We start from the raw sequence: 10,802 nt of genomic DNA, 5'->3' as shown, positions 1-10,802 counted from the left end.
CGGTGGTGACGGTGATGGTGAAGGTGACGGGTTGCCCCACGACGGAGGGGTCGGGCGAGGAGCTGACCGTCGTCGTGGTGGCCGCCCGGTTCACCGTCTGGGTGTCGGTGCCGGTCGAGGCGGCGAAGCCGGCGTCGCCGTCGTACGTCGCGGTGACGGTGAGGCTGCCCGCAGCGGCGGTGTAGGGGTGCTCGACCGTTGCCGCACCGCCGGAGAGGGCCGCGGAGACGGCAGGGGAGCCGTCCCCGAAGTCGAACGTCACGTTCCCGGTCGGCACCCCCGCACCCGGGGCGACCGGGGCGATGGTGGCCGTGAACGCCACCGGCTGTCCCGTCACCGACGGATCCGGCGACGACACCAGCGTGGTCGTGGTGGCCGCCCGGTTCACCGTGTGGGTGTCCAGCCCGGTGGACGCGCTGAACTCGTCGTCACCGCTGTAGGTCGCCACGACCGTGTGCGGACTGCCCACCGCGGAGGTGAAGGTGTGGCCGACCGTCGCCACCCCGCCGACGAGCGGTGCCGTGACCGGCGGAGTGCTGTCCCCGAACAGGAAGGTGACGGTACCGGTCGGGGTCCCGCCGGACGTCAGCGGCGTCACGGTCGCGGTGAACGTCACCGACTGTCCGGTCACCGAGGGATCCGGCGACGACACCAACGACGTCGTCGTGGTCACGATGTCGTCCTGCTGGGTGTGCGTGTCCGTGCCCACCGACGGGGTGAAGTCCTCGGTGCCGCCGTACATCGCCGTGACGGTGAACGGGCCGCCGACCGCCGGGTAGTTGTGCACGACGGTCGCCACACCACCGGACAGCGGCAGCACGACCGGCGGCGACCCGTCGCCGAAGTTCACGGTGACGGTGCCGTCCGGGGCGCCCGCCGCCGCGGTGCCCGACGTCACCACGCTGATCACGGTGACCGCCTGGCCGGGCGCGGACGGATGCGGTGAGGTCGTCACCGTCGTCGCCGTGGTCGCCCGGCTGACGGTCTGGGTGTCCGCGCCCGTCGAGGCGGCGAAGTTGACGTCCCCCTCATAGGTCGCCACCACGGCGAACGGGTCCTCCGCGGCCGTGGCGTAGACATGGGTCGCCGTCGCCACGCCCCCGGACACCGCCGCCGTGACCGTCGGCGAACCGTCCCCGAACTCGAAGACCACACTGCCGCTCGGCGTACCCGAACCGGGGGCCTCCGGCGTGACGGTCGCGGTGAACGTCACCGACTCGCCCACCACCGACGGATCCGGCGACGACACCACCGATGTCGAGGTCGTCGCCGCGCCCACCACATGGGTGTCGGTGCCGGTGGAGGAGGCGAAACCCTCGTCGCCCTCGAAGGTGGCCGCGACCGTGAACGGGCTGCCGGCCGCGTTCTCATAGGTGTGGGTCACCGTCGCCGTGCCGCCGGTCACCGGAACCGTCACCGGCGCCAGGCCGTCCCCGAACGTGAACGTCACCGTGCCGGACGGCGCGCCCGCTTCGGGCACCTCCGGCGCGACCGTCGCGGTGAAGGTCACCGGCTCGCCCACCACGGACGGCTCCGGCGACTGCACCGACGTGGTGGTCGGCGCGTCACTCACCTCGTGCTCGTCGGTGCCCACCGACCCGCCGAAGTTGCTGTCCCCGCCGTACGTCGCGGTGACGGTGAACGGGCTGCCGGCCGACGTCGTGTAGGTGTGGGTGTGGGTCGCCAGACCGTCCGCCAGGGCCACCGTGACGGGTGCGGTGCCGTCGCCGAAATCGAAGACGACGCTCCCCGTCGGGGAGGCGGTGACGGAGTCCGCGACGACGGTCGCGGTGAACAGGACCGCCTGCCCGGCCGGCGCCGGATCCGGCGAGGAGGTCACCGTGGTGGTCGTGGCCGCTTCCACCAGGGTCTGGGTGTCCGTGCCGGTGGACGGGGCGAAGCCGGCATCGCCGTCGTAGGTGACGGTGACGGTGTACGGGCTGCCGGTCGCTTCGGCGTAGCCGTGGTTCACCGTTGCCGCGCCCCCGGTGAGCACGGCGGCGACCGGGGTGGAGCCGTCCCCGAAGTCGAACGTCACACGGCCGGTCGGAGTGCCGGTTCCGCTGCCCGGTGCCACCGTCGCGGTGAACGCGACCTGCTGGCCCGCGACCGACGGGTCCGGCGAGGACGTCACGGCGGTCGTGGTGGCGACCCGGTCCACCGACTGGGTGTCCGTCCCGGTGGATCCGGCGAAGCCGTCGTCACCGTGGTACGTCGCGGTGACCTGGTAAGGGCTCCCGGACGCGTCGGCGTACGGATGCGTCACCGTGGCCACACCGCCCGCCAGCGGCACGCTCTGCGGCGGGCCGCCGTCGCCGAACGTGAACGTCACGGTGCCGCTCGGGACTCCGGCCCCGGGCGACTGCGGCGTCACCGTCGCGGTGAAGGTCACCGGTTGGCCCACCGCCGACGGGTCCGGGGAGGAGGTGACCGACGTCGTCGTCGCCACGGCGTCGACGGTGTGTGTGTCGGTGCCGGTGGAGGCGCCGAAGTCGGCGTTCCCGCCGTAGGAGGCGGTGACGGCGTACGGGCTGCCCGAGGCGTCCGCGTAGACATGCGTGGCGGTCGCGACACCACCCGTGAGAACCGCGTTCACCACCGGCGAGCCGTCGCCGAAGTCGAAGGCGACGCTGCCGGCCGGTGTCCCGGAGCCGGGCGCCACGGAGGCGACCACGGCGGTGAACGTCACCGGCTGCCCCGCGGGCGACGGATCGGGGGACGACGTCACCGTGGTGGCCGTGGCCGCCGCGGCGACGGCATGCGCGTCCGTGCCGCTGGACGGGGCGGACGCCGCGTCACCCGCGTAGGCCGCGGTGACGGTGTACGGGCTCCCCGACGCTCCGGCGTAGGCGTGGCTCACGGTGGCGACGCCCCCGGACAGGGACACCGTGACCGGTGCGGTCCCGTCACCGAAGTCGAAGGTGACCCGCCCGGTCGGCTCGCCCGCGCCCCCGGACACCGTGGCCGTGAAGCTCGCGGGCTCACCGACGACCGACGGGTCCGGCGACGAGACCACCGTGGTCGTGGTCGCCGCGCGGCCCACCGTGTGTGTGTCGGTGCCGGTGGAGGCACCGAAGTCGGCGGACCCGCCGTAGGAGGCGGTGACGGTGAACGGGCTGCCGTCCGCGTCCGCGTAGACATGCGTGGTGGTGGCCGTACCGCCGGAGAGCGAGGCGGTCACCGAGGGGGTGCCGTCGCCGAAGGAGAACGTCACCGTGCCCGTCGGCGTACCGGCACCCGGGGAGGTGGTGGTCACCGTCGCGGTGACGGTCACCGCCGCGCCGGCCACCGAGGGGTCGGGCGAGGTGGCCACGGCCGTCGCGGTGGCCGCCTGGTTCACGGTGTGCGTCTCGGTGCCGGTGGAGCCGGCGAAATCGGCATTGCCCCCGTAGGCCGCGGTGACCGTGAGCGGACCGGCCGGTGCGGCGGTGTAGGTATGGGTGGCCGTCGCGATGCCGCCGGAGACCGGTGCTCCCACGGTGGGCGAGCCGTCGCCGAAGTCGAACGTGACCGTGCCCGACGGCGATCCGGCGCCGGGCGCCACCGGTGCCACCACGGCGGTGAACGTCACCGGCTGACCCGTCGACGACGGATCGGGGGAACCGGTCACCGTGGTCGTCGTGACGGCCGGGTTCACCGTGTGGGTGTCGGTGCCGGTCGACGCCGTGAACACCGTGTCCCCGCCGTAGGAGGCGGTGACGGTGTACGGGCTGCCCGCCGCGCCGGTGAACGTGTGGCCGACGGTGGCGACGCCGCCCGACAGCCGGGCCTCCACGGCCGGTGAGCCGTCGCCGAAGGAGAACGTCACCGTGCCGGTCGGGAGACCCGTCCCGGACGGGCCGGGGACGACGGTGGCGGTGAACGTCGCCTGCTGGCCGACCGCGGACGGGTCGGGGGAGGAGAGGACCGTGGTGGTCGTCGTGGTCCGGCCGACGGTGTGGGTGTCCGTACTGCTCGAGGTCCCGAAGCCGGTGTCCCCGCCGTAAGTGGCGGTGACGGTGTACGGGCTGCCGTCCGCGTCCGCGTAGACATGCGTGGTGGTGGCGACTCCGCCGGAGAGCGTCGCGGTCACCGACGGGGTGCCGTCACCGAACTGGAAGGTGACCGTGCCCGTCGGCGTACCGGCTCCCGGAGGCAGCGGTGCGACCGAGGCGGTGACGTTGACCGCCTGTCCCGGGACGGACGGGTCGGGGGAGGTGGCCACGGAGGTGGTGGTGGCGGCCCGCCCGACGGTGTGGGTGTCCGTACCGGTCGACGGCCCGGAGTCGGCGGAGCCGCCGTAGGCGGCGGTGACCGTGTAGGGGCTGCCCGACGCGCTGGTGTAGGTGTGGGTGGCCGTGGCCACGCCACCGGAGAGAGCGGCGGTGACGGTGGGAGTCCCGTCGCCGAACGAGAAGGTGACGTTGCCGGCAGGCGTGCCGCCCCCGCCCGAGCCGGCCACGGTGGCGGTGAACGTCACCGGTTGGCCGACCGCGGACGGATCCGGGGAGGAGGCGACCGTGGTGGTCGTCGTCGCTCGCCCGACGGTATGGGTGTCCGTGCCGGTCGACGGCCCGAAGGCGGTGTCCCCGCCGTAGGTCGCGGTGACGGTGAACGGGCTGCCCGCCGCGCTCGCGTACGGATGCGTCACCGTCGCGACGCCACCGAAGAGCGTCGCGGTCACCGGCGGAGTGCCGTCCCCGAACGCGAAGGTGACGGTGCCCGTCGGGGTACCGCCGCCTCCGGCCGCGGGGGCGACCGAGGCGGTGACGGTGACCGGCTGGCCCGGGACGGACGGGTCGGGGGAGGTGGCCACGGAGGTGGTGGTGGCGGCCCGCCCGACGGTCTGGGTGTCCGAACCGGTCGACGGCCCGAAACTGCCGTCGCCGCCGTAGGTCGCGGTGACCGTGTACGGGCTGCCCGCAGCGCTCGCGTACGGGTGCGTCACCCGCGCGACGCCGCCGGAGAGCGAGGCGGTCACCGAGGGGGTGCCGTCGCCGAAGGAGAACGTCACCGTGCCCGTCGGCGTCCCCGAACCGGGGGACAGCGGAGCCACCGTGGCGGTGAACTGCACGGGCTGCCCCACGGCGGACGGGTCCGGCGCCGAGGTGACCGTGGTCCGCGTGGCGGCGGATCTGATCCGCACCGTATGGGTGTCGGTGCCCGTGGAAGGGAGGAAGTTGATGTCCCCGCTGTAGATGGCCACCACCACGTGCAGGCCCGGACCCAGAGCGCCGGTCGTGATCCGGGCCGTGCCGTTCACCAGTGGTGCCGTCAGACTGAGTCCGGTGCTGATGAAGAAGGTCACCGTGCCGGTCGGCGTCCCGGCTCCGGGAGGAACCGGGGCGACGGAAGCCGTGAAGGTCACCGGCTGGCCGAACGTCGAGGGCTCGGGCGACGACGACACGTAGGTGGTCGTCAGCGCCTTCAGAACGGGGTGTGAGCTGGCCCCCGTCGACGACGTGAACCGGGAGTCGCCACTGTAGATCGCGGTGACGCTGTAGGTGCCCGGGCTCAGGCCGTTGGTGGAGACGGTCGCCCGGCCGCCGATTACGGGGGCGGTCAGCGTGGGCCCGCCGCGGATGACGAAGGTGACCGTCCCGGTCGGTGCCCCGGGGCCGAGCGGAACGACGGTGGCGGTGAACGTCACGGGTTGCCCGTGGACCGTCGAGTTCGGCGACGAACTGACCAGAGTGATCGTGGAAGCCATGCTGTGGCCCTCCCGGTGTGTGGCTGATCGGCCCGCTCATCGACCGGTTGCGCGTGGCTGCGGGAGCCGGAAGCGACCGATGGCGGGGCGCACATCGCCGCGCTGCCGGCCCACACCGGGACGGCAGGCCATCGGCCGATATCCCCAGTAAGCGCGGCCCGGTCGCCGCCACGCCATGGCCGGGACCGGCATTCCCCTGGACGAGGGAGCGCTGAAGCGGCGCGCACAGCGCTCGGCACGCGTACGGCACCGTCGCACGACGACGGCGATTCCCGCCCCCCGCACCACCGTTGGCCCGGGAGCGAGTCCGGCGGGGCCCCTCGCCCCGCCCGGCCCGTCGCGCGGGGGACGGGCCGGTCGAGGGGCCCGGGCCGCCCCGGCCCGAACCGGCCCGAACCGGCGCCCCGATACCCGGACCGCCCGGCCCCGGGGCGTCCCTGCCCGGCCCGCCCGGCCCTGGGCCTCCCTGCCCCGGACGGTCAAGTCCGGGGCATCAGGCCTGGCTTGTCACTCCGGCGCCGTCATCACCGGCCTGTTCACCACAGCTCTGTCAGCCCTGAGCGGTCACCTCCTCCCCCGGCTGCTCCGGGGCCCGCCGCTCGGCACCGACCGCGTCCGCGGCGCTGTAGGCCGCCGCCTGCAGACGGAACATGCCGGCGTACTCCCCGCCCTGTTCCATCAGCTCCCGGTGGCTGCCGTGTTCGATGATGCGGCCACTGTCGAAGACGTAGATGGTGTCGCACTCGACGACGGAGGCGAGCCGGTGCGAGATCAGGACCGTGATCCGGTCGGCTCGGTGGCCGCCCCGGAGTACCGCCTGGTAGACGGCGTGTTCGGCCTTCGGGTCCATGCTGGCGGTCGGTTCGTCCAGCAGCAGCACCGGAGCGTTCTTGTAGATGCCCCGGCCGACGGCGATCTTCGCCCACTGGCCCGCCGACAGTTCCTGGCCGCCCTTGAACCGCTTGGAGAGCAGCGTGGTCCAGGAGTCCGGCAGCCCGGCGATGACCCGGTCGGCGCCGGACGCCACCGCCGCGGCGAGCGCCTGCCCGGGATCGGCCTCGGTGAGCGTGCCGCGGGAGACCGTGAGGTTGGACAGCGCGCTGAAGGGGAAGTGCACCGGGTCCTGCAGCACGGTGGCGACCCGGGCCTGGAGGGATTCCGTGTCCAGCTCCGTGACGTCCACCCCGTCCCAGCGGATCGTTCCCCCGCACGGGTCGTACAGCCCGGCGATCAGGCGTGAACAGGTGCTCTTGCCCGAGCCGTTCACCCCGACGAACGCCACCGTCTGCCCCGCGTGCAGCGTCATGGAAATGCCGTCCAGGGCGGGGACGTCCTTGCCCGGGTAGGTGTACGACACGTCCTTGAGGCTGATCGTCCGGACCGACTCCGGTGCGGCCGGCCCGCGGCGGCGGGGCAGCAGACCCCGGCAGCGCTTCTGGAACGCGAGGAGGTCGTCGACCCACATCGCGTGCTCGTAGACCAGGTGACAGACGTCGACGAACCGGGTGAGCGACGTGTGGGCGGCCTGGATCGCCAGCACGGCTCCGGCACCGGCGGCCAGCGGCAGCCAGCCCGCGACGAGCATGGCGCCCAGCACGGTGTAGGTGATGCCGGTGCCGACACCGCCCGCGCCCCGCCCCGCCAGCGTCAGCAGTGCGGCGTTCGTGCCCAGGCGGGTGTCCTCCTCCGCGATGCGCGCGGTCAGCCGGTGGTGTTCGGCCAGGAGTGCGCCCTGCGCGGTGTCGGAGCGCAGTTCGGCCGCGGAGTCACGGTCGAGGAGCAGCCAGCTGAAGACCCGTACCCGGCGCTGCAGCGCGTTCCACCGTTTGAACGAGTGGAAGCGGGCCCGTGCCGCGCGGACCGCCGCGGCTCCCACGGGCACGACGGAGAGCGGGAGCAGCAGGAGCAGCAGCGGGTGCAGCAGGGCCAGGACGGCGGCGGTGGCGCACAGGCCCAGGAGCGAGGAGGCCAGGGTGACCACCTGCCCGACGATCATCCGCGCGTAGAACAGGCCGCGGTCGTGCGCCCGGTAGGCGTCGTCGTGCCACTCGGCGTCGTCGACGACCTCCAGCCGCACATGGGCGGTCAGCCGGAGGAACTCCGTCTCCAGAGCGGTACGGATTCTCGGCGTCAGCCGCGCCTCCGCCAGTGACACCCCGGCCTCCAGCAGCGCCCGTACCGACAGGCAGGCCACCACGAGCAGGAGTTGCGGCACCGCGGCCCGCACCTTGGCCGGGGTCGGCCCCTGGGCGAACAGCTCGTGGAGCACGGCCACGGACGCCATCAGCCCGAAGGCCGCCATGGCCGCCGAGGCCAGTTGCAGCAGGACGACGGCGAGGGTGGCCCGGGGGCCGGCCCGCCAGGCCAGCCGGCCGACCTGCCGGACGATCCGCGGCAGCCGGGCGAGGACCTGGCCGACGCTTGCGGTGGCCGCCGCCCCGTCGTAGACGGACCAGTACGCCTCGGCCATCCGGTCGGTGATGTCGTCACCGTCCCCCTCCGGGGCGACGGACGCCGGGGGCAGGGGCAGGGCCGGGCTCTCCACCCGGGGACCCGGCAGCTCGGCGGTGCCGGGCCGCGGGGCGTCCGGCCGGTCGGTCGCGGTCATGCCGTCCCCCTCGGTGCGGGGCGTGCCGAGGCGCACGGGGCTTGCGGGGCGCGTGCTTCGGGACGCGCGGCGTCAACCCGGCGCCGGGTTCCGGGGCGGTCACCGGGCGGGTTCTCGAACACGACGTGAAGAGGAGTGCGGGCGGGCAGTGGATCCATGGGTCCTCCCGAGGCGCGTGCCGGACGTACAGATGCTCGGACAACGCCCGCGATCAAGGACCCGTAACGGGGAATGCGGGACGAAAGGCCGTACGACAGTTCGGATAGGCGGGGAGGCCCAAGGGGCGTCGCGGGATGACGCGGCCTGCCACGTTCGATTCACTCGTGAGGGGGTGCCTCACCCCTGCGGGGGATTGCCGCCGGCCCCGTGCGGGCGCGCTCGCACCGCCCCGCCGCCGCCCACGGGAGGCCGCGCGCCTCCTCTGTCCCGGCCGCCCTCCGGCAGCCCGGCAGCGCCGGCACCTTCCGCGCGGAGCGTGAGGAGCGGCGGACCGTCGGTGATGCGAGAGCCCTCCGCGGCCCCCGGATCGCGCCCCGGCTGTGAGCCCCCGCACAGGAGCTGCGTCACATTCCAACGCCGGTAGTAGGCACGGGAGCCGCTCCCCTTCCCAGGGCACGGCTTCCCCGGCCGAGATCGCGTCGGCTTTGCTCCGTAGTGGGGTAGTACGTCACACCATTGCATCCCGCTCCGGGCCGCCCTAACCATGGCTGACGTTCCGGGGAGCCGAGTGCCGGACGGGTGATCCCCACCCGCTTCCGACCGCTCCGGCCCACACGCGGAGTCCCGCTCCGCACTCGCCGAACCGACCCCCCGGTCGGCCTCCCCACACGTCCCCTCTGGAGAGGTGCTTCTGCATGACCGCCAACATTCGGACCAGCAACAGCCGCATCGCCCGTTTCCGTAAGCTCTCCGTCGCCGGTATCGCCACCGCCGGTGCCGCGGCCGCGGCTCTCACGCTGGCCCCCTCGCCCGCCCACGCCGCTGAGCCGGCGTCCGCGAGCGCCCCGGCGGCCACGGTCCAGGCGGCCGACGCTCCGGCCCCCAAGAAGGCCAAGAAGACGTACCCCGACAACCTCGACGGCTGGATCAAGCAGTCGCTCGACATCATGAAGGACAAGGGCATCCCGGGTACGTACGAGGGCCTGCACCGCAACATCATGCGGGAGTCCGGCGGTGACCCGAACGCCCAGAACGACTGGGACGTCAACGCGCAGAACGGCACCCCGTCCAAGGGTCTGCTCCAGGTCATTCAGCCGACCTTCGACGCCTACCACGTCGCCGGTACCGCGAACGACTCGACCGACCCGGTCGCCAACATCACCGCTGCCGCCAACTACGCGGCGGACAAGTACGGCTCCATCGACAACGTCGACTCCGCCTACTGAGCCGCAGCAGCGCGACAACCGGACCAGGAGGAGCAGCGCCACCAACTGTCACTCCGCCGGTGCTGAAACAGCAGACCGCCCCCCGAGGACTCTCTCCTCGGGGGGGCGGTCTGCTGGTGCCGTGCGGGACCGGGCCGTGCCCGGTGTCGGCGGACCGGGCACCGCTCCTGACCCATGGGGCGGAACCGGTGGATGCCCCGGCAAGGCGGGACCGCCGCTCGGGCACCCCGCGGGCACGTCACTCAACTCGACTGCGCCGCCGTCTCGGCGGGCTGCTCCGCGGCGGACTCGTTCCGGATCGGGGCGTAGTACACCGACTTCTGCTGCCGGATGCGCTCCGACGACCCCTGGGCGGCGAGCGTCTCCAGGGCGGTGCGCACCGCGGTGGGGTGGAAGGTGCGCTGCGGATGCTGCTTCTCCAGCGCCGAGGTCACCTCGGCGACCGAACTGGGCTCGCTCTGCCCGCGCAGGTGGCCGTGGACGAGCTCGCGCAGCGTGGGTCCGGTGCGCTTCCCGGCCTTCGCCGGTGCCTTGGTGCCCGCCGGGGCCTTGGCCTTCGTGGGGGCCTTGGCCGTCTTCCGGCTGCCCGTCTTGGCCTTGACCGCCCGCGGCGCGGTGTCCTTGGCCCGCCGCGCCTTGGGCACCGCTGCGGCCTTCGGCGTCGCCGCACCCGACGACTTCTTCGTGCCGGAGGCCTGTGCGGCCCGCTCGGCCCCCAGTGCACCGCGCATCGTCTGCAGCAGCTTGTGGTCCTCCTTGAGCGCGGCGAGCTGGGTCTGCAGCGCGGACAGCTCGGAGTTGATGCGCTCCTGCTCTTCCTCGTTGCGCTCCAGGTCGGCATCGACCCGGGAGGCGTACTCTTCCTTGAGGTTGCTGTGTTCCGGCTGCTCCGGCATGGGTGACCACTCTCCTCGTACTGCCGTTGGTGCCCGGATGCTACTCACCTTTTGTGCTCCGTGAAGGCACAGATCACATATCTACGCCGTGACGGCGTAGTGCGGTGGCTGTCCTCCTACCCCGTCGATGCCTGTCTCAACTGCGTCTGAACAGCACCGATGTCTTCCTCCGGGGCGTGCGCCGGCACCGGTCGGGTGGCCGCACCGGTCCGTACATGTTCCCC

At 73.2% G+C, this 10,802-nt stretch carries 4 protein-coding genes; 1 reads left to right on the top strand and 3 read right to left on the bottom strand.

Annotated features, from left to right (window positions below; genetic code table 11):
• A partial coding sequence (locus AC3EQ1_RS07585) for an Ig-like domain repeat protein (RefSeq protein WP_432093509.1) occupies window positions 1-5,689 on the bottom strand: 5,689 nt, incomplete at its 3' end.
• A 550-nt stretch (window positions 5,690-6,239) separates the two neighbouring features.
• Window positions 6,240-8,297 carry an ATP-binding cassette domain-containing protein gene (locus tag AC3EQ1_RS07580; RefSeq protein ID WP_432093508.1) on the bottom strand — a complete coding sequence of 686 codons (2,058 nt, stop codon included), beginning with the start codon at window positions 8,295-8,297 and terminating at the stop codon, window positions 6,240-6,242.
• Between the two features lie 854 nt (window positions 8,298-9,151).
• Between AC3EQ1_RS07580 and AC3EQ1_RS07575 the strand changes: the two genes are divergently transcribed.
• Window positions 9,152-9,682 carry a transglycosylase SLT domain-containing protein gene (locus AC3EQ1_RS07575; protein ID WP_432093507.1) on the top strand — a complete coding sequence of 177 codons (531 nt, stop codon included), beginning with the start codon at window positions 9,152-9,154 and terminating at the stop codon, window positions 9,680-9,682.
• 242 nt (window positions 9,683-9,924) lie between these two features.
• Here AC3EQ1_RS07575 and AC3EQ1_RS07570 read toward each other — a convergent pair whose 3' ends face one another.
• A complete protein-coding gene (locus tag AC3EQ1_RS07570; protein WP_432093506.1) occupies window positions 9,925-10,578 on the bottom strand; it encodes a hypothetical protein in 654 nt (217 codons plus the stop codon).
• Between the last annotated feature and the right edge of the window lie 224 nt (window positions 10,579-10,802).

The sequence above is a fragment of the Streptomyces sp. bgisy100 genome (assembly GCF_057709105.1).
This window is presented reverse-complemented; position numbering and strand designations above follow the sequence as displayed.

Coding starts and splice junctions, on each gene's coding strand:
- AC3EQ1_RS07580 (WP_432093508.1), bottom strand. CDS start 8,297: ATGACCGCGACCGACCGGCCGGACGCCCCGCGGCCCGGCACCGCCGAG.
- AC3EQ1_RS07575 (WP_432093507.1), top strand. CDS start 9,152: ATGACCGCCAACATTCGGACCAGCAACAGCCGCATCGCCCGTTTCCGT.
- AC3EQ1_RS07570 (WP_432093506.1), bottom strand. CDS start 10,578: ATGCCGGAGCAGCCGGAACACAGCAACCTCAAGGAAGAGTACGCCTCC.